Here is a 21,494-nt window from a genome sequence, read left to right on the forward strand (position 1 = left end):
TCCCCGCCCGAACGTGGATGAAAGGCGTAACGGACAATCTTCTTTGCCTCGCCATCCTGATAACGGGCATTATGAGCCCAGTCCGACCGGAACCGGCAAGTCGCATCTGGCAATCGCCATTGCCCGCGCCCTGATCCGCAACGGCTCACGTGGCCGCTTCTTCAACGTCGTCGATCTCGTCAACCGGCTCGAGACAGAGCACCGCGGCGGCAAGCAGGGCCGCATCGCCGATTACCTCACGCGGCTCGACTTCGTCGTGCTCGATGAACTCGGCTATCTCCCGTTCGCGCAAGCCGGCGGGCAATTGCTCTTCCACCTGATCAGCAGGCTCTACGAACGGACCTCGATCATCGTCACCACCAACCTGGCGTTCGGCGAATGGCCCGCCGTCTTCGGCGACGCCAAGATGACGACAGCGCTCCTCGACCGTCTCACCCATCATTGCGAGATTATCGAGACCGGAAACGAGTCCTGGCGCTTCAAGAACCGCGCCTGATCACCCCATCAGCTGCCAAGCGCAATCCGCGCTCGCCCGGGCTGTGCAACCCTGACCAGCTCCGCCCGGGCGAACGCCGACCGCCGCGCATTCCATAGGGGGGGGTCAAAATTGGACGCCGATCGGGGGTCAGTTTTGGAAGCCGTTTGACAATTGCGCGCCCGCCGCCGTTCACGCGGAAGTTTTTGGCGCCGAGATGCAGGCAGGCGAGATGGCCAGCGGCAAGACCTTCCTGCCCCAACAGTGCGGCCACGAGCAGCGGTCCGATCCAGGCGGCGTGCTGCAGCACCTCGATGTCTTGCCATGCCTCGAACAGGATCGCGCCGCGTAGGACGACCGGCAGATCGCGTGTCCCGGCAATCACATCCCGCCATTCGGCCAGCCGTTCGTCTTCATTCCAATCGAGATCGTGGATCAGGTCCGGTCGGTCGTCTGAACGCTGTGTCTTCGCCGGCACGTCGGCGCCACTGAGAATCTTCGAGGAGCGCGCCAGGACGGCATCGATCTCGGCAAATTCTTCGGCCAGCAGGTCGTCCTCTGCGTCATCCCGAGCATCGGCTTCAACGGCGCTGGCGGCAGGAACCCCCTGCCCTTCCCAGCTTTTTTGTTCCGATGCCGCCGTCGCGCCGCCGCGGCCGGTCAGGGCCAAAAAACCGTCGCGGCCGAGTGCCCAGTCCGGCTTGTTCGCAAAAATCCGCCGGCGGGTTCGCAGGATCGCATGCGCCCGGGTGAGCTCGTGGGTTGGGGTGCCGATGTCCATGTGGGCGTCGTGCAGGACGAGGTCCTCGAGGTGGACGAGCTCGCCCTCGAGCCAAAGTGCTGCGGCCGTGTCGGCAAAGTGCTGGCGCTCGACTAAACCGTCGCGGACGGGCGAGCGGGCCAGCCGCTCGTCGAGCCGCGCCAAAGCCTCGGTTGCTGTCGCTTTTACTTCCCGATTTCGATGGCCCGAACATCATGTTCTGACGCCGTCACGATCAGGGGCAGAAGCCTTGCGCCGAGCGTGAACAGTGCAAGGCCGACCGCCGAGTCACGAGGCCGAACAGCGCCAGCAGAAACAGTTCGTAGCCGGAGACGGCCAGCGGCTCTCCGAACGGCCAGCAGACCAGTCCGCTCAGCAGCGCCGACAGGCAGGCGGCCGGCATGAACGGAACCGTCGCATAGATCACGGCTACAGGCGCGACCGTCGTGTGCCGGGCCAGCCCATGTCGCGGAAGCTGCGCCACGCGCCACCGCGCTCCAAACGAGCATCACCATGGCGATGCCGATCGCACCGAAGATGCCGCGCCAGGCGAGCATCGTCCAGCTATCCAGCGGAATGAGCCGCGTGAAGAAGCCCGCCGTGCTCCAGGCGACCGCCGACGCCGTGACCAGCACTAGGCCGAGCCGATATTCGGTCGCGCTCATTCCCGCACGATATCTGTTCCAGACTGGCCGGCCTTCTTCTTCCAGTCGCCGGTCGTGTTCCACCAGCGGTTCGGATTGGCGCTGTCGTCGAGGCCCTTGGAGCGGCTGGTGAGAACGGTCCGGATCCTGATGACCGGCTTCGGATAGCTGTGCGCCTGGAATATCGTCTCGACCACCTGCTCGACGATCTGCCGGTCGTCGGGAAGCTCGAACGACACCTCGACAGTGCCGGGCCGCTTGCGCACCTCGGTTTCCGGCCCGGCGGCCGCGCCTTCGAGCGGACGGTATCGCTCGATGCCCGGCTCGGACTGCCAAGCATTGCTGTCGTAGCTTCCCATGGCGAGCGGCGTCACCTTGACCACCTCGCCCATGCTGCGATCCACATCATCGACAGGGGCTTGCAAGTCAGCAGGCACATGCGCTCCATCCGCACGGACCTGGTTTTCAAACTCGTGATCGACCATCGGCGTCCCCCGTCGAGACTTATAAGGAAACGACGAAGATCACGCCTCACGACGCTGCACGCAAATGATAACCGCGAGGGCGGCTATGATGGGATCAACAGCCCGAATGCCGCGCCCGAGCTTGGCCGGGTCCGCGAGATAGACGCAGGCTTTCAGGACGCCCGTTCGCCGCAGCTCCGCGACCCGGCGCAGGCAGGTCGAAGGCGTCGAGCCGACCGCCTCAGCCAGCTCCGCCTTGGTGAGCGTACCGTCGGCCTGAAGCACGGCCACGATCCGCAAGTCCAGCTCGTCCATATTCAGCGCCTCCTGTGGTCTGAAACGCCATTTTTTCGGATATTTTGGCCACCTTATTCGCCACTTTCGCCGTATCAAAATAAAAATTGGTGTGGTGAGACGATGAACCGTGCAACGCTCGGGCTGATCGGGGCCTTTTCCTTTGTGATCCTCGAAGCGGCACAGGCCTGTTTTTTGGTGGCGTATTTCAGGAATACGATTCGTTCCTGATCGGCGGGGCAGTATTTTGGATTCACCGCTGCCGGAGCGCTGATCTGGGCGAAGGTGCGGACTCCGGAGCAACTGAAAACTGCATGGGCCAATGGAGCCAGTCTGTTCGGGTTGAACCTCTCGACGGCCCTTGTCTGGATTGCATATTTCTTCGCGCTTCAAATGATCGAACCGGCTGTGGTCTTCACCGTGTTTTCAGGGCTGATACCCATTGCCATCCTGGTCGCCTCGGCTTGCGGGATTCCGGAAGCATCCCCGCTGCGCAACCGGGTCGAAGGCGTTGGCCTGATCGCTGTGGTGATCGGCGTTGGGTATCTGGCGGCGATCACGCTGCTTGGACAATCAGGCTTCGTGCGAGGCGGCTGGAGTATCGCGATCGCCGGACTGCTGTTGACCTGTGTGTCTGCCCATCAGTCTCGCGGCGATGATGATCTACAGCCAAAGGCTCAATCGCCTCGGCATCGCACCGGCTGTGCAATATGGACTGCGGTTTCCGCTCTACGTGATGGTGGCGCTCCCGGCCGCATGGCTCGGCCTCGATGGGAAGGGTCCGGTTGATCCCGGCGAGCTCCTAGCTGTTATCGTGATCGGCTTTGTGATCATGGCGTTTCCGGTCTTTGCGATGCAAAAGGCGATATCGCTGATGTCCACCCTGACACTGGCCGCGATCACGGCGCTCGGTCCACTGTTCGTTTTCATGTTTCAGATTGTTGAAGGTCGCGTGGCTTACGCACCGGCCACGATGACGGGTCTGATGATCTATTTCGCTGGGGCTGTTCTGGCGACCTATGGCGGGTCCAGACACTCGGGTGGAAAGTCGATCGTCCATAAGCGAAAGGACATTACAAGCAAGCTCGAACGCGAGATCGCGAAGCTGCACACGATTCATCTTCGCTGAGGGCACGTTGCTTCCGGCGAACGTAGCGCACCTAACCTATCGACGGCCTCATTGGCGTGCGAATGCTAGGTTTACGCCTAAAGCGATGAGAATGCCGCCGCCGATCCGCTGAAGAAAGGTCACAGCACGCGGAGCCGTCGAGAACATTCAGGGCAGCGAAGAGTGTCGTGGTGCCATGGCGCTTGTAATCATGGGTCATCGTGCCGCTGCGGCCCTTCTTCAAAGGAAGTCCTGGCTGCGTCCGGGCGAGCGCCTGGATCTGGCTCTTTTCATCGACGGAAAGAACAATGGCATGGGCCGGCGGCGACACATAGAGCCCGACGACGTCGTGCAGTTTCTCGGCAAAAGCCTTGTCATTCGACAGTTTGAAGCTGCGCCAGCGGTGCGGCGCAAGGCCGTGCTCGTGCCAGATCTTGACGACCGAAGACGCCGCGAATCCCAACGGCCTTTGCCATCGCATGAACGGTCCAGTGCGTGGCCTCCTGCCTGGGCGTTTCCAGAGTCAGAGTGACCACCCGGTCAACAAGGTCAACCTCAAGCGGCGCAGTGCCGGGCGGCCGGCTCTTGTCGCGCAAAAGACCGTCTACACCTTCCGCCATGAAGCGTTCCTGCCAACGCCAGACGCAGGCCTTCGACTTGGCCGTCGCCTCCATGATCGCGACGGTTCAGACCCTCGTCGCTCATCAAGACGATGTTCGCCCGCCACACATGCTTTTGAGGCGAACTGCCCGCCGAAACGATTGCATTGAGACGAACTCGATCAGCCGCGGAAACCTCAAACGTAATACCTTTGCGCATGCACCATAGTCGCATACTCCGACTAAAATTAGAATCCAAAATCGGCCTCTTTTGTCTCGATCAATCCACTAGAAGGTGATCAAAACTGCGGAATATATACAGCGGCACCGCCCTGAATTGCCGAGTCATGTGCGCAAATGCCAGGTGCGGTCCAGTTCGCCGCAGCTACTTCATCAATTGACGGTCGCCGATTCTCGACAATACTCCGAACGAACTCGTGAACGAGGTGTGGGTAGGCTCCCCCGTTATAGCCGTCAGCAAACTGGATCAATTCGGCAGGCAGTAAGTGCGAGAAGCTGGGCAAACTTATGCGCTCGGCCTCGGACCGTCTGGCGCCAGGAAATTCCCCCAGTTTTGACAAGCGGAAGAGCACTGGCGCCTCTTCTTCGATCTGTTGCCACTCGAAAGCTGCGTCCTCTCCGTAAACCGTGAATGCTGCCGTATAGGCCCGCGCCGAATGAAAAAGTGCCCTTGAGACTTCCATAGCCAGCGGTTCATCGCCTTCCAGGGAGAAGATGGCAGTTTCTATGGGGAACGGATTCTCGTAAGACTTATGCAGCTCCTCCCGTAGATGGCCACTGCCAAAACAGTGCACTTTCACCGCACGTTTTTGCGTGAGAGCAAGCAAAGGCGCGACGGCGTGGGTCGCATACCACATGGGCGGCAAACCGGCCCAATAGGGCTGCCAGTTCTCCATATCTTGATAGTGGGCCCCGCGTAGGAACTGAACTCGTCCAAAAACACCCTGTCGAGCGAGTTCATTCACATGGAGAAATTCCCGCGTATAGATTTGGGTCTCCATCAACATATACTTCTTACCGGACTTGTGGACAGCCGCGATGATAGCCTGGATCTCGCTGATGGAGGTAGCCATCGGAACTGCGCAGGCGCAGTGTTTCCCTGCTCCAAGAACTTGAATCGTCTGACGGGCGTGGTCCGGGATGCCAGTCGAGAGATGAACCGCGTCTATTTCCGGATCACTCAGCACCTCGTCGAGATTGTTCGCAAGGCGAGTGATACCGAAACTTGCTTTCTGGTCCCTGAGACGCGATTGCCGCCGGTCGCACAGCGTAATGTTACCTACGTCCGAGTGCTGCCGATAGATGTCGACGAACTCGCTTCCAAAGCCGAGCCCTACGATCGCGATATTGAGCTTTTTCGATGCCATCGTCGTAACGCCTCAAACGTCAACTGGGCGGAACTGCCTGATGATGCTGTGAACAAACTCCTCATTGGCATGGATTGTGCGGCCAGCGTTGTGAGGAGTATGGACAACGTTGTCACGCCCCAGCAGTGCATCGTTGAGGGGCAACGGCTCGATGTCGAACACATCGGCCGCCAACGCCAACTCGTTGGCAAGAACGCGTCGGCGGATCGTTGGAACGTCACAGATTGTCGCCCTCGTCACGAGTACGACCAAGCAACCCTTTGGCAAAGTTTCGATCAATGGAGCGGTAACGAGACCCTTGGTGGAATCCGTCAGCGGAAGCATCGGTACAAAAATCTCAGCGTCTTGCACCAATTGAGACAGATGCCACTCACGACGAGCCCCAGCCCTATGGAAGCAAGGGTCTTGAGCGAAGGGATCCCAGGCTGCCACATCCGCGCCGAGCATATGGCAGAACGAAGCGAAGCGGCTTCCAATGTTGCCGACGCCGACGACACGAACGCGCTTCCCGGCAATCGTGCCGTTCGTGAAATTTGCATCGTCGCCGAATTGCGACCCTCTTTTGCCGTGCCAGGGACCGCTGGCGGCCGGCTCATAGTCCCACGGGGACAGGTCGGTCAGGATCTGACGGTGAGTTTGCGGAATGCGACGCAGAGCCCCGAGCGTAAGTGCCAAGCCGAACTCAGACACTGACTGGCCCCAATAGCCTTCAGAAGTGGGCGCGTAGATTCTGATAGACCGCCTCTGCGCTTCTTCGACGACCTCCTTGCTTAGCTCGACCTCTCCGAGACCAATCTCTTCGAGTTGGGGGAAGGCTGCCAGGCCCTGCAAGTCAATTTCAGCGCCGAGCAGCGCGAGACGACGGGTGTCGGCCGACTGGACGTCCTGGAAGAATGTTGTGAGTTCGGTGCCGTCGCGACGCACAAATTCCACAGGGCCTGCCTCGCGCCAAAGGTCGCGCCAGTAATTCGCCGAGAAAGGCCAGACGCCGTCGAAATAGGGATTGACGATGATCGCGCTTTTGATCTGGGTCACGGTATCCTCACTATGCCGAGTTCTGACATATCGACCTTCATTGCTGTCTCCTTTCCTAGAGATCAAATAAGATGAACCAGTGTGCCATTTAGCGGCTTTTGCCGCCGTACAACGAACATCAAGAGTCGTGCCAACTGCACAGGAAGCGACCCAGGAAAACTGTTCTGCATATTATTCAATGGCTTCACTGAGAGCGCGGCGGCACGCCAGCCAGACATCACCGTGTCGCGGACTCGACGACCCCGACAGTAGGGGTCAATGCAAGGTACGTCGGTTAACTTAGGGACAGAGTCGAATATACGTCTCCTGAGGGAGCTCTGCCTGCATGGAGGATATATTTCGGCCAAGCATTTTACCGAGAGAACCGGCCTGGTCAGGAACAGCATCTGGAACGCGCTGAGCAGCTTGCGGCAGTATGATGGCCCAGATCGCCAAGAAGACCAAGCGCTACCCGTCTGATTTGACGGATGAGGAGTGGGAGCAGTTCGCGCCGCTGATGCCCAAGCCTGGGCGGCGTGGCCGTCCGCGCGAGGTTGATTTTCGCGAGGTGATCAATGCGGTGCGCTACCTGGTCCGTTCGGGTTGCGGCTGGCGGATGCTGCCGATCCACTTTGGACCCTGGCAGACGGTCTATGGCTGGTTTCGAGAGCTGGCGCGGCGGTTTCTGTTCCAGACCGTACATGATGGGCGCTGATGCTGGATCGTGAGCGGGCCGGACGCGAGGCGAGCCCGTCGGCGGCGGTGATCGACAGCCAGTCTGTCAAGGCCCCGCAAGCTGGAACAAGGGGTTACGACGCAGGAAAGAAGATTGTCGGACGCAAGCGCCATATCGCAGTCGATACGGATGGGCGGCTGTTGATGGTCAACCTGACGCCAGCCGATATCTCCGACAGCGCCGGCGCTCAGGCGATTCTGGATGGCATCCGCAAGCGCTGGCCCTGGGTGCAACACCTGTTCGCCGACGGCGCCTACGATCGGCTGAAGCTCATGGACAAGGCCGCCTATCTGGACTTCGTGGTTGAGATCATCCGTCGATCCGATGACCAGAAGGGCTTCGAAGTCTTGCCCCGACGCTGGGTCGTCGAGCGGACCTTCGGCTGGATGACCCGATGGCGCCGCCTCGTGCGCGACTACGAGCAGCGCATCGACGTCTCTCACGGCATGATCCTCGTCCCTATGGGCGGCAATCTTGTCCGCAGAAACGCCCGTCCCTGATTTTCAAAACAGATGGGGTGATTGGGGTCTCGACCGAGCCAAATGATGGCGGCTGCTCCTGTCGAAATGTGAAAACGTGGTCGATGTGAGTCGCCACAAACATTTGGAAGGAGCAGCCATGAAGTACTTTGCTGGACTGGACGTGTCTTTGGAAGAGACCTCTATTTGCATTGTCGACGAGACTGGCCGGATCGTGAAGGAGGCGAGAACGTTGAGCGATCCGCAGGCGTTGTGTGAAGCGCTGAGGGGGGCCGGCTTGCCGCTTGAGCGGATCGGCCTGGAAGCGTGCTCGCTGACGGCCTGGCTTCACGATGGACTGCACGCTGAAGGCTTGCCGGCGACCTGCATCGAGACGCGGAAGGCCAACGCAGCCATGAAGACGATGCCCAACAAGACCGACCGCAATGACGCCCGCGCGCTGGCGCAGATCATGCGCACTGGCTGGTATCGGCAGGTGCATGTCAAGAGCAGGCAGTGCCGGCTGTGGCGTTCGCTGCTGGTTGCCCGCCGCACGGTGCTGAACGAGATGCGTTCGATCGAGAACGTAGTGCGGGCGATCCTGCGCGAGGCCGGCGTCAAGCTGGGCCTGCCGTCGCGCAGCGCGTTTGCCGGCCGCGTGCGTGAGTTGACGGGCGCTGACGCCGAGGTGATGGCGATGGTCGAGCCGCTGCTGGCGATCCTCAGCGTGATGCTGAGAGAGTTCGCCCGCCTGACGAAGCAGGTTCTCGACATCGTCCGCAATGAAGAAGTCTGCCGGCGGCTGAAGAGCGCGCCGGGCCTCGAGCCGATCACCGCGCTCGCCTTCCGCGCCACGATCGACCGGCCTGAGCGGTTCGGCTCTTCGCAGGCGGTGGGGGCGCATCTGGGACTGACGCCGGCACGCTACCAGTCCGGCGAAACCGACATCCAGGGAAAGATCAGCCGATGCGGCGACGAACTTGCACGCACCGCGCTTTATGAAGCGGCCCACACACTGCTGGTGCGATCGAAGAAGTGGTCGAGCCTCAGAGCATGGGGCATGAACATCGCCAGGCGGCGCGGCATGGCGCGAGCCCGGGTCGCGGTCGCCCGCAAACTGGCCGTCATTCTGCATCGCATGTGGGCCGACGCGACCGAGTTCCGCTTTGGAAAGGAGCCTGTTCACTTGGCCGCATGAACTGAGACAGATCGAGGAGCAAGCAACACGAACAAAGCCTTCGCCCGAAAGGGCGATGCCCGGATCGTTCCCTGGGGACGATGGGCGAGGCGATCTCGTTGAGAGTCCCGAACCTGCCGGCCCAAGCGTGGCAAGGTCGTGAAACAGATTGAGACGCCTCGCTACTGACCCCATCATGCGGCGGCCCAAGCGCTGACCGCGAAGAGAAGCGAGTGACCCACGGAACGGTCCAGAAAAAAGTGCAGGAGCATCTTGACCAAAACGACCCCAATCAGAGAGGACTCTTAGCCTGCGCGATCTTGAGGAGATGATGGCCGAGCGCGGCATTGCCGTCGATCACACGACCATCCACCGCTGGACCGTTCGTTTCTCGCCCCTGTTGCTGGAGCGCTTCAATCGGCGCAAGCGTAGCGTGACAGCCAATGGCATGTCGACGAAACTTATATTACATAAAGGTCCGCGGCCAGTGGATGTATCTCTATCGCGCCATCGACAGCGTCGGCGACACCGTCGAATTCTATTCCAGCGCACAACGTGACCTGCCGTCGGCCAAGCGCTTCCTCAGAAAGGCGCTGGACCGTCATGGCCGGCCCGAGCGCGTTGTCATCGATGGGAGCCAGACCAACCTGGAGGCGATCGTTTCCTGCGACGCTACAAATCGCTTGCAGGATCGCTCCCGGCGCCGGCTGAATCCGATCCGGATCCGCAAAGCCAATACCTCAACAATCGCATTGAGCAGGACCATCGGGCGAGGTACGCCTTCAATCGGAATCCATCCCTGGATCGTGCCCCATGGCGTGGTGTAGCTGACGGCTTGGTCGCCGCGCTCTCCGGCAAGGGGCCGGGATGATCAGCGTGCCACGGCTGGCAGGCTGATGAGAGGATCATCGCTCATCTGGCTGATGGTTTCCAGCGTCATGTATCTGGCGCGCTGCACGGCCCATTCGTCGTTCTGTTCGAGCAAGATCGCGCCAACCAGGCGGACGATGGCGTCGTCATTTGGGAAGATGCCGATGACCTCGGTGCGCCGCTTGATCTCGCCGTTGAGGCGCTCGATCGGGTTGGTCGAGTGCAGCTTGGCACGGTGCTCCTTGGGGAAGGTCATGTAGGCAAGCACGTCGGGCTCGGCGTCGTCCATGATGGTGGCGAGCTTGGGCACCTTCGGCCGGATCTGGTCGGCAACGGCGCGCCATTGCGTGCTGGCGGCCTCGGCCGTCTCCTGGGCGAAGGCGGTGGCGATGAAGGCCGAGGCGACGCGGCGGCCGCTCTTGCCGGCATGCGCCAGCACGTTCCTCATGAAATGGACCCGGCAGCGCTGCCATGTCGCGCACAGCATCTTGGTGACGGCCGCCTTGATGCCTTCATGGGCATCGGAAACGACGAGCTTGACGCCGCGCAGGCCGCGGCGGGTCAGCTTGCGCAAAAACTCCGTCCAGATCGGCTCGGCCTCAGACGGGCCGACCTCCATGCCCAGCACTTCGCGCCGGCCGTCTGCGTTGACACCGACGGCGATGATGACGGCGACCGAGACGATGCGTCCGCCGCGGCGCACCTTCAGGTAGGTGGCATCGATCCACAGATAGGGCCAGTCGCCCTCGATGGGCCTGTCGAGGAAGGCCTTCACCTTGCCCGTCGATCTCCTCGCACAGCCGGCTGACCTGGCTCTTGGAGACGCCGCTCATGCCCATCGCCTTGACCAGGTCGTCGACCGAGCGCGTCGAGATACCCTGGACGTAGGCCTCCTGGATGACGGCGATCAGCGCCTTCTCGGCCATGCGCCGCGGCTCAAGGAAGCTCGGGAAGTAAGAGCCCTTCCTGAGCTTGGGGATGCGCAGCTCGACGGTGCCGGCCCGCGTCTCCCAGTCTCTGTCGCGGTAGCCGTTGCGCTGGACAAGCCGCAGTGGGTTCTTCCCGCCATGGGCCGCGCCGGTGGCGGCGCCCACCTCCAGCTCCATCAGCCGCTCGGCGGCAAAGCCGATCATCTCGCGCAGGATATCGGCATCGGGGGTCTTCTCTACGAGCGTGCGCAGGTTCATCATGTCGTTGGTCATCGGTGGTTCCTTCGAATCAGGTTGTGTCAGCAACCCAACCCTACCGAAGAACATCGATGACCGCCGCTACGCCGCTCGCTCGCTACAGCGCTGTTTATATGAGGGAAGGTCAAGTAGGAACGGATATGTCAGGGCAACATTTTTTGACCTTCTCGATGTGTTGCGAATCCATGGTCTGAGCCCGATGGCATGACGCGGCCCGTTTATCCGAGCCAGATCCAACTTATATACGGTCGCTGCTCGAAACAGCGGCACCAACATCCCGCTTGCGGCGGGCACAGGCTCAGGAGGACGGGACCATTTTGAGGGAGAGGCGTTTCAAGCCAAACAGCGCTTCGGTTCGTCCACCTGGATCCGCCAGGACTGATCAGGTCCTGGAAGAATTGCTAAAGTTCAGATGCTAGGGGTGAGCGGCGACTGGAGCGGTCTTGCGCTTGCGCTCACCGGATTTTTGCCCATTGGGCCTTCGACATCCACGACCTTGAGGGGCGCGACCGGCGCGAGATCGGCTTTATCCCGTGGCCGATGAAAATGCCAACTGAGCGGGTGCTCGCCAACGAAGGCGTCTCGGTGCACCGGCTGACGGAACGCATCCAGGCGATCGATACGCAACGGCCTTCCCTGTGCCTGGTGCTTCCTGATGACGCACGGGCAGCGGTTGATCCGGACGTCGGCCACGCGATCGCGGCTGGGTTGGATTCGGTGCTGCCCTTCGACCGCCGCGCGTTTCTGGCCGGGATCTTGTCCGACGACGACATCGAGACGCTGCTCCAAACGAGGTATTGGCGAAAACTCGCTAACGGCGCTTGCGTAGACCTCGGCTATCTTGAAGCCTGGTGACAGGCCGCCGTAGGTGTGGAGCCCCTGCCCTAGCCGGCGCCGGAGGCGCTGCTGATCAAGTTCGTCGCGCATCATCTGTGGGATCCCGCAAAGCGAGAAGCCGATCTCGCACACGGCATGCCGGCCGCCGTCTCGGCGACGCTGAAACCCGAGGGGGCTTTTACGCAGCGACGGGCCGCACGCGCCCTCGACGGTTCGCGGGCGGGCTGTCGAACGGGTCGACGTTTACGATATGGCGCGGCTTGGTGGCAAAGTTCAACGCGCCGGGGCCGTGGCACGACCTTTCTGCCGTCGACTATTTGCGCGGCGGACTCGCTACCTCGCATCAAATAGACTGCCGTCTAAATGGCAAAAAAATTAGTGAAAACACTCGGACAGCTGACAGTGCCCTGTTATACGCGAGGTCGAAAGGGCCCCAACAAGACCGGAAGCGTCTCAGTTCGAATATTCAGAGCGCAGCCGCAAGCCTGCTCCAGCGGAGCGCATAGATCGCGTCGTCTGTCCACACGCCTTTGAACCACTCAGATGGCCGGAAATGAGCCTCTTTCACGAAGCCGGATTCTTCGAGAACGCGGACAGCGCCAGTCGACAGGACGCAATGTTGCGGTGAATGGGGGAAATTGTAGAGGGCGCATTCGATCAAACTGCGGGCCGCGTCGGTAGCGTAACTGTGAATCCAATATTGCTGCCCTCTAGTGGACCCGATCTGCGCCAGCCGAGTATCCGCCTCGAATGTCTTGAGGCCGCTATCGCCGACAATCCTTCGATCTTCATTGCGCTCAAGAGCAAACTGGAACCATCCCGGATTGCCTGGATTGCGCAGCGCGTCGATTCCAGGAATGCGCCATCCGTCATCTTCGGTGCAGGTCTCCCAGCTTTGAAAACGGGCGACTTCGGGCTTGGCGTACATCGCCTCGAAGACATCAGGGATCGAGTGGGGTGAAGCGGCGAGCAGGTAGGCGGTGCGATTCGAAGAAATGCCTCATCGAAAATCGTTGGATCGCATTTCGCACCTGCCCGGGACAGACGCGTTGACCGCGCCGAGTTTCAAATTCAAATAAACCAATTCCGTATGACCTTCTGCCGCCAGTTAGCGTTAACCTTTTGTTAACTTAAAATTTCTTGTCGGGACAAACGAATCGGACATAATGACGGCATTCGAAAGAATTTCGGCGAAATGCCGTCACTTGAGGCTCCGGAAAGCATGAACGTTTTAGCGCCCGTGTCGAAACCCCTCTTCGACGACACCATTCTGGCACAAGGCCGCGAGATTTCCAGGAAGCTGAACCAGCTTCGTTTCGAGACCTTCCCACCGAATGCCAGGAAGACCTTGCGGCAATTTTCACTCGGGGAAGCGGCGCATTTTCTCGGGGTCTCGACTAGCAATCTCAAGAAGCTGCACCTTGAAGGCAAGGGTGTCGAGCCAACTATACATGCCGGAGGTCGCCGGACATATTCGGCAGAGCAGATCATGGAGCTGCGTCAATGGCTCGACCGTCACGGCCGAGCCGATGTGAAGAAATACGTTCCTCACCGCCGCAGGGACGAGAAGCTGCAGGTCGTTGCCGTTGTTAATTTCAAGGGGGGCAGCGGAAAGACAACGACGGCCGCACACCTTGCGCAACATCTGGCGCTAACGGGGCACCGTGTATTGGCCATCGACCTCGACCCACAGGCTTCGCTGTCGGCCCTGTACGGCATCCAACCCGAACTCGACAAGAATCCGTCGATCTACGAAGCGATCCGTTACGACGACGAGCGGAAGCCCATCACCGACGTGATCTTGCCGACAAACTTTCCAGGCCTGGAACTTATCCCTGCATCGCTAGAATTGCAGGAATATGAGTATGACACTCCACTGGCGATGCAGGACAAGAATTCCGTCGTCGGGAAGACGTTTTGGAATCGCATCGAAAAAGTATTGCGGGAGGTCGATGACCGATACGACGTGGTCGTAATCGATTGTCCGCCTCAGCTGGGCTATTTGACGCTGACCGCTTTGTCGGCGGCGAGTTCGGTGCTGATCACTGTACATCCGCAGATGCTCGACCTGATGTCCATGTCGCAGTTCCTTCTGATGCTCGGCGACATCCTGAAGACAATTCGCCAGGCGGGCGGCGACGTAGATTTAGATTGGTTCAGATATTTGATCACTCGATACGAACCGACCGACGTCCCGCAAGCCCAGATGGTCGGATTCATGCAGTCAATGCTCGCGTCACAAATGCTCAAGACGCCGATGTTGAAATCGACCGCGATTTCGGATGCTGGGCTAACGAAGCAGACGCTTTATGAGGTCGAGAAATCCGGGATGATTAGGGCAACGTACGACCGTGCCATGGAGTCGATGGAAGCGGTTAACGCGGAGATCAGAGAACTGATCCACGGGGCTTGGGGACGTACGAAATAGACGGCCGTCTAAGTCAGGTTTTATTGCAATGAAATCAGATGAATGACCCAAATTTCGGGACGCTGAAATGGCAAGAAAGAACGTTTTCGACAATTTGATGCGGGAATCCGCGCCCGAAACGGCAGAAGATGGCGAGCCAGCTTCCGGGTTTCGCAAATTCGGAGCGGCGAGGTCCATCTCATCGTCGATCGATGAATTGGCCAGGCAGGCCTCCAAACTCGCCGAAGGCGAAACGGTTATTGAACTTGATCCCGACCTTGTCGACAGGTCATTTGTGCCCGACCGCATGAGCGTTGATCAGGACGACGCATACCACGAACTGCTGGAGGCAGTGAGGGAGAGGGGACAGGATACCCCAATTCTTGTAAGACCCCATCCCAGCACCGAAGGCCGCTACATGGCCGTTTTCGGACACCGACGGGTGAGAGTTGCCAAACAACTCGGGAGGCCTGTCCGCGCCGTGGTGAAGACGTTGGCAGACATCGACCACGTTGTCGCACAGGGGCAGGAAAACTCCGCCCGCGCCAATCTTACGTTTATTGAGCGTGTTCTGTTCGCCCAGCAACTGGACGGGCTTGGTTTCAGCCGCGAAACCATCCAATCTGCTCTGTCGGTCGACTACCAGACCCTCTCTAAGATGCTGACGATTCCGAAAGCTATCCCCGCGGTCGTCATTGATGCGATTGGGCCGGCCAAAGGGATTGGACGCGACCGGTGGTTGGATCTTCGGAAACTCGTCGAGAACCCCAAGAACACGCCAATTGCCAAGAGCTATGTGGCCAGTGAAGATTTCGCGGCTGCGGATTCTGACGAGCGTTTCAACCTGCTCTTTGATTTTCTGAATGGAGCGAAATCCAATAAGGCAATCAGGAAAGGGCTAGCTCCGCGAAACGACAGAACTTGGGCACCGGCTGACAAATCGGTCGCCGCGACGATTAGAAACAATGGAAAGGCCTTCAGTCTGGCGCTGAAAGCGAAAGACGCGGCCGAGTTCGGCGAATACATTTCGGAGAACCTGGACAGCCTTTACGAGGCATTCAGAACGTCGAAAGAAGAGGCAACAGGAGACTAAACCCGCAAAAGAAAAAGGCCCCCGAACGTCACCGTCGCGGAAGCCCTTCTCATCCTTAAGCAAGCTGAGAATCACATTTTCGCGAATCAGTGTCAAGAGTCTAGGCGTCGATTCGGCGAGCAAATTTCTTTTGCCTAATTGAAGGCGAAGGAAGAAATGGAAACGGGTATTGCAACGACGCCCTTTGGGCGGCGGCCGATGTCGCTTGCCATGCTGGCAGCGCAAAACGACTCACGTGAAATCCCCAAGGACAGGGTCGTCGACAAATGGCAGATCTACCGCGACCTCTGCGAGGGCAAGAGCATCGTCGGCATTGGCGATCGCGCCCTGGCCGTCCTGAATGCGTTGCTGTCATTCTATCCTGACAGCGAGCTGAGTGAGGAAAATGGCCTCATCGTGTTTCCCTCGAACGCACAGCTGTCGCTTAGAGCTCATGGGATGCCTGAACCCACGGTCAGACGGCACCTGGCGGCCCTAGTGGACTGCGGGCTGATCGTCCGTCGGGACAGCCCGAACGGCAAGCGTTACGCGCGCAAGGGCAGGGGAGGCGAGATCGAGGAGGCTTTTGGCTTCTCGCTGGCGCCGCTGCTGGCCCGTGCTCACGAGTTCGAGGCGGCGGCTGAGCGTGTTCGCGCCCACAACAGGGCGCTCAGGCTTATGCGCGAGCGGATCACCTTGCACCGCCGTGACATCCATAAGCTGATCGAGGCGGCGGTTGAGGAGGATGTGCCGGGCGACTGGGGAGGCCTGTGGAACCGTTTCCGCGCCGTTGTGGAGGCAATTCCGCGCCGAGCTTCCGTTGTCGAGCTAGAGCCGATCGTGGGCGATCTGGCCGCGTTGCATGACGAAGTGGATAAGCTGCTGGAAGTTCACATGAAATCCACGAATCCGAGCGGCAATGACTCCCAAAGCGAGCGGCAGCAATCTGATTCAAATACCGACTCTATTTTTGAATTTGAACCGGCTTTAGAAAAAAGCGGGTCGACGGCCGAGCCAAGGACGAGGACCGCAGAGCCGCCGAAAACCTATCCGCTAGGGCTTGTGCTGAAGGCCTGCCCGGAATTTTCGGATTACGCCGTCGACGGGATCGGCAACTGGCGCGATTTGATGATCACGGCGGCCCAGGTGCGGGGCTACCTTGGCGTTTCGCCGTCAGCCTATGAGGAAGCCTGCCATGTGATGGGCCAGGAGGTCGCCGCTATGGTGATTGCCTGCATTGTGCAAAGGGCACAGCATATCAACTCCGCAGGCGGCTATCTGCGGGTGCTGACCGAAAAGGCGCGGGCGGGGGAGTTTTCGGTCGGACCGATGCTGATGGCGGCGCTGAAGGCCAACGGGGCAACGGCGCGGATGACCGGATGAGTGTGTGGGTACCGGGATTTGCCGAGCGAGGGCTCAGGGTTTGATCCGCGCGATAGGACGTGGACAGTGGCTGCAGTGCTTGTCGGCAGCGCCGTACCTGCAGATGCCTGGGTAGCGTACAAGCGGCTCGGAGATGTTGAGCGTCAGCCGCGGACTATAAACTGACGGCGGTCCCTGCAGCAGCGATGAAGTCTCTCGGGTCCAGGTCACCATGACTGGTTCTGCGACGAGATCAAGCCTTCGGGCTCGATGGAGCAGGTTCTTGGCTGACGAAGCCGGACCATTGAGCAGCTCCCCTTGGTATCCGCTTGCAGGAGCTCAAGCTGGTTCGATTCCGGACTTGAAAGCGGTCGAGAAGTGCCATACATTTTGCACAAGAAATATGACTATCTATATGGTGGAATGACTCCTATGGGCCAAGCACTCAAGATACCCGTGCAGAATGAACCTCTCGTCTTGTCCTATATGGACCGGAACGGGAAGATCGCAATCGAGCAGGTCGCGGATGGCTTTGGCATGTCCAAGGGCCAGTTGGCCCAGACCGCCGGTCTTGCTCGCGAGACCCTCTACCGGTCTGAGCGCAGCCGGACGGTAAAGACACAGGGACGTCTGCGTGAAATGCTCGAGATCATCAGTCGGGTGACGGATTGGGCGGGCGGCAAGGAACAGGCGATGGCCTGGTATCGAGCCCAGCCGCTTCCGGCATTCGGCGGGCGCACCGCCGAAGCGCTTGTGAAGGAGGGCAAGGCCGCCGCCGTTCGCGATTATCTCGATCATATGGCCGTTGGTGGCTTTGCTTGAGGTTTGCCGCAACCTTTTACAGGGCGCACGATCCACGTTGGGCATTCAAGCCGACTTCCGGTGATGGAGCGGCGATCCGGGGTGCCCGATTCAATCCCAAGGGTGTGCCGGCGCTTTATCTAGCGCTGACCGTCATGACAGCGGTCAAGGAAGCCAACCAGGGTTTCGCGCATCGGATCGACCCTTGCGTGCTGTGCTCCTACGAAGTCGATTGCGACGACATTACGGACCTGACGACAGAGCAGGCGAGGGGAGAATTCTCCATCATGCTCGAGGACATGGCCTGCGCTTGGGCGACGGCTCTCAGCGATGGAAACCGCCCGGCGTCATGGTCGATCTATAACCGACTGCGGCCGCAAGGCATTCCCGGCATTCTGGTTCCGAGTTTTGCTCCCGGTGCCGAGACGGAGGATCGCAACCTGGTGCTTTGGCACTGGGGTCCGCGTCTTCCGCACAAGGTAACTGTATTCGACCCGAGCGGCCGGCTGCCGAAGGACCAGCTGTCCTGGCGATGAAGCATTCTGGAAGGACAGGAGCGTTTTCGGCTGCAGGTGTCGCGCGACGCTTTCGGGGGCGATATCAGTCACCGACCTCGATCGAATTGAGATCGCACCACATCCGCAACGCTCTTTCCTCCGCATTCGCTTCGAAATCGTACCACTGATCAAGTGCACCCCTTCGCTGCAACAGGTCCTTGAATCTTGCGTACGCGCCTCTTTTGCTGAAGATTTCTTGAACGTCACCGACGTCGTCTGGCAGAAACTGGCGGGCGAAGTCCAACACGAGCGGCTTGCCCAGGTCGAGTTCTTTCTTGTCAGGTATTTGGACGTATTTGTCGCTGTCGTCGATATCATCCGGCAATTCGTCCAAATCGCCCGTGACCTCGGAATGCCAGTAGAGCGTGCCGGACTGCTTGCACAGAAAGGCCTGATTTTCTCCCGTGCCCACGGAGCTGACGAATTCGAAAGCTAACTCTATGTCATTGAAGCTGACAGGCATTGTCGTTCGGTGCCCCCTATAGCGTCGCCTGGAGTCAACTCATCAGAGATGGCATCATGAGCTGTCTCGAGCATGCCCCGCCGCGTGTAGCTCGGCGATGACAAAGCCGCTCGCGAGCGCGGCCTCCAACGGCGCTGTAGCGAGCGAGCGGCGTAGCGGCGGTCATCGATTTTTTCCGGCTGGGTCGGGTTGCTCACACAAACCTGTTTCGAAGGAACCACCGATGACCAACGACATGATGAACCGGCGCACGCTCGTGGTGAAGACCCCGCATGCGTATTATTTTATTGCGCGCGATGACCGGCTTTGCCGCCGAGCGGCAGATAGCGATGGAGGTCGGCGCCGCAACCGGCAGTCCTCAGGGTCTCTAAACGATGAGTCTTGCCGCCCTTCCAAGCGTCCGCTCGGCGTCATTGTAATAATTCGAGGCTTGCTGCACCGAGCGGTGCTGCGACTGCTGCATGGCTTCGGGCAGCGGAATGCCGCGCCTGGCGGTTTCGGTAAGGTAGCCGGAGCGCAGGCCGTGGGCGGAGAAGGCTTGCGGGTCGAGGCCAACCTCGGCGACGCGGCGTTTCAGGATCAGGTTGACGGCCTGTGGGGTCAGGGCTCGCTTCTCCAAATTGCCCCAGCGGTCAATGCCGCGAAACACGGGCGCCGTCGGTGATCCCGGCGCGCTCGAGCCAGTCTTTTAGGACCAGCACCGGACGGCCGACGAGCAGCACAAAGGGTCGGCGTCGGCCTGTGTCGTCTTGGTGCGGCCAAGCCGGATTTTTAGGCAGGGCAGTTTTGGCCCCTCTGGATCCTTGGGATCGGCCGGCACAGGCTCTTCCTCGACGAACTGCTCGACACGCAGGGACGAAACCTCGCTGCGGCGGCGACCGCCCGAGGCGAAGGCGGTGATGAGCAGCGCGCGGTCGCGGACGTCGACCAGGCGATCGCCGGTGCAGGCCTTCAGGAGGGCGGCCAAAATATCAGCGGTCACCGCCTTTTTGCTCTTGCGGCCGCGCGGCCGGGCGCTGGCGCGCACCGCCAGTTTTATGGCGCTGTGCAGCCCCGGCGCGTTGAATTTGCCGCGCAAACCGCGCCATTTGGTCAGCGTCGACCAGCTCGAGAGACGCCGGCGTACGGTGTTCGGCGCGTGCGGTCCATCGACACGCAACAGTTTGGCCGACTTCAACGCCGCGGTCACGTCTTCCGGCATACCGTGCGAAACGTCGGTTTCACGCTTTGCAGGATCCCACAGGTGATGGGCGACGAATTTGATCAGCAGTGCCTCCGGCGCCGGCCAAGGCAGAGGAAAACCGGTGGCCGCCAGGCACCAGGCCTCGAGGTAGCCGACGTCGGAGGCCAGCGCTCGCAGGGAATTCTCGCCGATGCCTTCTTTTGCCAGGTGCCGCAGGGTTTCAACGTCATCGTCGCTGAGCAGTTCGGCCAGCTGCTCCCTGCGGTCGAACGGCAGCACGGACTCCAGCGCGTCGAGCGCCTCGGCGCGGCGCAGTTTCTGGTCGGATGCGGGCTTTGGCAGGCGAAGGTCCATGACGCCGCCTCAGAACAGATATTTTCTGTCTGCCCACTCAAGCAGCACGGCGGCATAGCGGTCTGGCAGCCGCACGCGCCCGGCGCGCAGGCCGTCGGCGATCGCATCGCCGACGTCCGGATCGACCCAGTGCCCGTGCGTCATCAGGAAAAACCAGGCGAAAGGCAGGTCCATTTCCGCGTCGATCGCCTCGATACGCTCCATCAGCCGGTGCACGGACACACCCTCTCCAGCGAGTAACTTTTCGGCCGGCATTTTCAGCGGCCGCGGAATAAACCCGATCTCACGTTTGTGGCCGCGCCCCTCGAAATCGTGGATGTCGAAGGCCCAGTGGTCAAAGATGCGGTCAGCCGCGGCACTGGATCGCGCCCAGTCGGCAAAAAAGCGGTTTTCGCGCGGAAAAAAATCGAACCAGTCCGGGTTGGCGTCCAGGAACGGCGTGTTTCGCGCGCCGTCCGGACCGACCTCGCGGATAGTGCGGGCCTCAAGCTCCGGGCGCTGTGCCTCGCGTTGCTCGCGTTCGATGCGGGCGCGGCGCGCCAAAGAACTGCGCATGTGGACGATGCCGCCGCCGGTGCGACCGCGCAGCCGATAGACCGGTCCGGCGAGCTGCCACGCCTCAACCGCGGACTCGCGAGAAACCCAGGCCGGTTCGAACAGATGGTCGGCGCTGGTGGGGCGATAGTCGCGATCGACCACCGGGCCGGCCAGATGTTCCGTCTCGCGGCCGAGCGAGAGCGGGACAAAATCGGCGACGCCCGGACCGGTCGGAGCAAAGGCGAAGGCGCTGGTGCCGCGCCATTCGGTGAATTTTTCCCCGCCCTCGCGATATTGGTTCCAGAAGGCGGTGAGGTCGCCGCCGACATCGGCCAGAGCGCGCTCGACCCAGGCGCGATGGTCGCCGCGGCGCGTGCCGTCGGCAGCGACGACAGCATGAGGGTTGCACCAGTAGGGATCGTCGATCCTCGCGACGGTAAAGGCGAAGCCCGCAAAAGCCTTGTTCAGGGCCGGGGCAAGCTCGGCGTCGGCCGACTGCGGCTGCAGAGCGGCGAGCACGGTTTCGACGGAAGCGGGGTCGGGCAGGCGGACGGGTTTTTGCTCGGACATGCCGGGTGCCTTTCTATTGGCCGGGAAAGACCGTCCAGAACCCCGGCCGCACGACGCCGGCGGGCATCATCTGCACGAGTCTGGCTGATTTGCGGGTCAAAAACCATCACTATCGATAAGAGGTCATTATCGATAGTTATCTTTGTTCCTATTGTAATAGCCTGTGACGGAAGGTAG

The 21,494-nt window shown here is 60.4% G+C and carries 19 protein-coding genes and 5 pseudogenes; 12 read left to right on the forward strand and 12 right to left on the reverse strand.

The genetic code is table 11. From position 1 onward, the window contains the following. Positions 1-496, forward strand: a 496-nt coding sequence (locus tag NKJ32_RS25775) for an ATP-binding protein (RefSeq protein ID WP_352829210.1), incomplete at its 5' end; no start/stop codon positions are given. Here the strand turns inward: NKJ32_RS25775 and NKJ32_RS25780 are convergent. The 4 genes from NKJ32_RS25780 to NKJ32_RS25795 form a co-directional block, all read right to left on the reverse strand. Continuing rightward, positions 480-1,400: an RHE_PE00001 family protein gene (locus NKJ32_RS25780; protein ID WP_352829212.1), complete on the reverse strand. Its 921-nt coding sequence runs from the start codon at positions 1,398-1,400 to the stop codon at positions 480-482. The two genes, NKJ32_RS25775 and NKJ32_RS25780, sit on opposite strands and share 17 nt — an antisense overlap. A gap of 70 nt (positions 1,401-1,470) precedes the next feature. Continuing rightward, positions 1,471-1,719: a hypothetical protein gene (locus tag NKJ32_RS25785; RefSeq protein ID WP_352829214.1), complete on the reverse strand. Its 249-nt coding sequence runs from the start codon at positions 1,717-1,719 to the stop codon at positions 1,471-1,473. Between the two features lie 177 nt (positions 1,720-1,896). Next, positions 1,897-2,271, reverse strand: coding sequence for a hypothetical protein (locus NKJ32_RS25790; protein ID WP_352829216.1), 375 nt, complete (start codon positions 2,269-2,271; stop codon positions 1,897-1,899). Positions 2,272-2,403: 132 nt separating this feature from the next. After that, a complete protein-coding gene (locus NKJ32_RS25795; protein WP_352829217.1) occupies positions 2,404-2,658 on the reverse strand; it encodes an Lrp/AsnC family transcriptional regulator in 255 nt (84 codons plus the stop codon). 634 nt (positions 2,659-3,292) lie between these two features. Here NKJ32_RS25795 and NKJ32_RS25800 point away from each other — a divergent pair. Then, positions 3,293-3,766: a DMT family transporter gene (locus NKJ32_RS25800; protein ID WP_352829219.1), complete on the forward strand. Its 474-nt coding sequence runs from the start codon at positions 3,293-3,295 to the stop codon at positions 3,764-3,766. Between the two features lie 82 nt (positions 3,767-3,848). On the opposite strand, the pseudogene NKJ32_RS25805 reads toward NKJ32_RS25800, so the two are convergent. From NKJ32_RS25805 to NKJ32_RS25815, 3 genes and pseudogenes are all read right to left on the reverse strand, one after another. Beyond that, positions 3,849-4,564, reverse strand: a pseudogene (locus NKJ32_RS25805) (IS630 family transposase); the annotation flags it as partial. A 79-nt stretch (positions 4,565-4,643) separates the two neighbouring features. Beyond that, positions 4,644-5,732, reverse strand: a complete 1,089-nt coding sequence (locus NKJ32_RS25810; RefSeq protein ID WP_352829220.1) for a Gfo/Idh/MocA family protein — start codon at positions 5,730-5,732, stop codon at positions 4,644-4,646. A gap of 12 nt (positions 5,733-5,744) precedes the next feature. After that, complete coding sequence (locus NKJ32_RS25815) at positions 5,745-6,767, reverse strand: NAD(P)-dependent oxidoreductase (protein WP_352829222.1); 1,023 nt, start codon at positions 6,765-6,767, stop codon at positions 5,745-5,747. 415 nt (positions 6,768-7,182) lie between these two features. Here NKJ32_RS25815 and NKJ32_RS25820 point away from each other — a divergent pair. The 3 genes and pseudogenes from NKJ32_RS25820 to NKJ32_RS25830 all read left to right on the forward strand — a co-directional run. Continuing rightward, positions 7,183-7,982, forward strand: a protein-coding gene (locus NKJ32_RS25820; RefSeq protein WP_502902699.1) for an IS5 family transposase whose coding sequence is annotated in 2 segments (ribosomal slippage) — positions 7,183-7,453 and positions 7,453-7,982 — 801 coding nt in all. Because the reading frame shifts where the segments join, the coding sequence is not laid out codon by codon here. 118 nt (positions 7,983-8,100) lie between these two features. Then, positions 8,101-9,138, forward strand: a complete 1,038-nt coding sequence (locus tag NKJ32_RS25825; protein WP_352829224.1) for an IS110 family RNA-guided transposase — start codon at positions 8,101-8,103, stop codon at positions 9,136-9,138. 283 nt (positions 9,139-9,421) lie between these two features. After that, positions 9,422-9,988: pseudogene (locus tag NKJ32_RS25830) on the forward strand (IS6 family transposase); the annotation flags it as partial. On the opposite strand, the pseudogene NKJ32_RS25835 reads toward NKJ32_RS25830, so the two are convergent. Then, positions 9,989-11,189, reverse strand: a pseudogene (locus NKJ32_RS25835) (IS256 family transposase). Positions 11,190-11,870: 681 nt separating this feature from the next. Between NKJ32_RS25835 and NKJ32_RS35560 the strand changes: the two are divergent. Next, positions 11,871-12,295 (forward strand): annotated as a pseudogene (locus NKJ32_RS35560) (integrase); the annotation flags it as partial. A 182-nt stretch (positions 12,296-12,477) separates the two neighbouring features. Here the strand turns inward: NKJ32_RS35560 and NKJ32_RS25845 are convergent. Further along, on the reverse strand, positions 12,478-13,008 hold the full coding sequence (locus tag NKJ32_RS25845) for a GNAT family N-acetyltransferase (protein ID WP_352829248.1): 531 nt from the start codon (positions 13,006-13,008) through the stop codon (positions 12,478-12,480). A gap of 225 nt (positions 13,009-13,233) precedes the next feature. On the opposite strand from NKJ32_RS25845, the gene repA reads away from it, so the two are divergent. The 6 genes from repA (at position 13,234) to NKJ32_RS25875 (ending at position 18,189) form a co-directional block, all read left to right on the forward strand. Continuing rightward, the gene (repA, locus tag NKJ32_RS25850) at positions 13,234-14,439 is read left to right on the forward strand and encodes a plasmid partitioning protein RepA (RefSeq protein ID WP_352794933.1); all 1,206 of its coding nucleotides are present in this window, start codon (positions 13,234-13,236) and stop codon (positions 14,437-14,439) included. Positions 14,440-14,506: 67 nt separating this feature from the next. Then, on the forward strand, positions 14,507-15,511 hold the full coding sequence (gene repB / locus NKJ32_RS25855; protein WP_352496414.1) for a plasmid partitioning protein RepB: 1,005 nt from the start codon (positions 14,507-14,509) through the stop codon (positions 15,509-15,511). A gap of 156 nt (positions 15,512-15,667) precedes the next feature. Continuing rightward, complete coding sequence (gene repC, locus NKJ32_RS25860) at positions 15,668-16,873, forward strand: plasmid replication protein RepC (RefSeq protein ID WP_352829227.1); 1,206 nt, start codon at positions 15,668-15,670, stop codon at positions 16,871-16,873. 262 nt (positions 16,874-17,135) lie between these two features. Continuing rightward, positions 17,136-17,279, forward strand: coding sequence for a hypothetical protein (locus NKJ32_RS25865; protein ID WP_352829228.1), 144 nt, complete (start codon positions 17,136-17,138; stop codon positions 17,277-17,279). 5 nt (positions 17,280-17,284) lie between these two features. Beyond that, on the forward strand, positions 17,285-17,674 hold the full coding sequence (locus NKJ32_RS25870) for an antitoxin Xre/MbcA/ParS toxin-binding domain-containing protein (protein WP_352829230.1): 390 nt from the start codon (positions 17,285-17,287) through the stop codon (positions 17,672-17,674). Then, positions 17,671-18,189 (forward strand): RES family NAD+ phosphorylase, encoded by a 519-nt coding sequence (locus NKJ32_RS25875; RefSeq protein WP_352829232.1) that lies wholly within the window; start codon positions 17,671-17,673, stop codon positions 18,187-18,189. Before NKJ32_RS25870 ends, NKJ32_RS25875 begins: the two co-directional genes overlap by 4 nt. Before the next feature lie 64 nt (positions 18,190-18,253). On the opposite strand, the gene NKJ32_RS25880 is transcribed toward NKJ32_RS25875, so the two are convergent. From NKJ32_RS25880 to NKJ32_RS25890, 3 genes and pseudogenes are all read right to left on the reverse strand, one after another. Next, positions 18,254-18,673 carry a hypothetical protein gene (locus NKJ32_RS25880; protein WP_352829234.1) on the reverse strand — a complete coding sequence of 140 codons (420 nt, stop codon included), beginning with the start codon at positions 18,671-18,673 and terminating at the stop codon, positions 18,254-18,256. 367 nt (positions 18,674-19,040) lie between these two features. After that, a pseudogene (locus NKJ32_RS25885) lies at positions 19,041-20,210 on the reverse strand (site-specific integrase). 9 nt (positions 20,211-20,219) lie between these two features. Then, on the reverse strand, positions 20,220-21,317 hold the full coding sequence (locus tag NKJ32_RS25890) for a hypothetical protein (protein ID WP_352829236.1): 1,098 nt from the start codon (positions 21,315-21,317) through the stop codon (positions 20,220-20,222). Positions 21,318-21,494 lie beyond the last annotated feature (177 nt).

Origin of the sequence: Mesorhizobium sp. M0159, from assembly GCF_040322295.1 — a bacterium.
In the GTDB taxonomy this organism is placed as follows: domain Bacteria; phylum Pseudomonadota; class Alphaproteobacteria; order Rhizobiales; family Rhizobiaceae; genus Mesorhizobium.

What these genes read in the sequence shown, in the direction of transcription:
- NKJ32_RS25790 (WP_352829216.1), bottom strand. Translation starts at nt 2,271, where the DNA reads ATGGGCGAGGTGGTCAAGGTGACGCCGCTCGCCATGGGAAGCTACGAC.
- NKJ32_RS25795 (WP_352829217.1), bottom strand. Translation starts at nt 2,658, where the DNA reads ATGGACGAGCTGGACTTGCGGATCGTGGCCGTGCTTCAGGCCGACGGT.
- NKJ32_RS25800 (WP_352829219.1), top strand. Translation starts at nt 3,293, where the DNA reads ATGATGATCTACAGCCAAAGGCTCAATCGCCTCGGCATCGCACCGGCT.
- NKJ32_RS25810 (WP_352829220.1), bottom strand. Translation starts at nt 5,732, where the DNA reads ATGGCATCGAAAAAGCTCAATATCGCGATCGTAGGGCTCGGCTTTGGA.
- NKJ32_RS25825 (WP_352829224.1), top strand. Translation starts at nt 8,101, where the DNA reads ATGAAGTACTTTGCTGGACTGGACGTGTCTTTGGAAGAGACCTCTATT.
- repA (WP_352794933.1), top strand. Translation starts at nt 13,234, where the DNA reads ATGAACGTTTTAGCGCCCGTGTCGAAACCCCTCTTCGACGACACCATT.
- repB (WP_352496414.1), top strand. Translation starts at nt 14,507, where the DNA reads ATGGCAAGAAAGAACGTTTTCGACAATTTGATGCGGGAATCCGCGCCC.
- repC (WP_352829227.1), top strand. Translation starts at nt 15,668, where the DNA reads ATGGAAACGGGTATTGCAACGACGCCCTTTGGGCGGCGGCCGATGTCG.
- NKJ32_RS25870 (WP_352829230.1), top strand. Translation starts at nt 17,285, where the DNA reads ATGGGCCAAGCACTCAAGATACCCGTGCAGAATGAACCTCTCGTCTTG.
- NKJ32_RS25880 (WP_352829234.1), bottom strand. Translation starts at nt 18,673, where the DNA reads ATGCCTGTCAGCTTCAATGACATAGAGTTAGCTTTCGAATTCGTCAGC.
- NKJ32_RS25890 (WP_352829236.1), bottom strand. Translation starts at nt 21,317, where the DNA reads ATGTCCGAGCAAAAACCCGTCCGCCTGCCCGACCCCGCTTCCGTCGAA.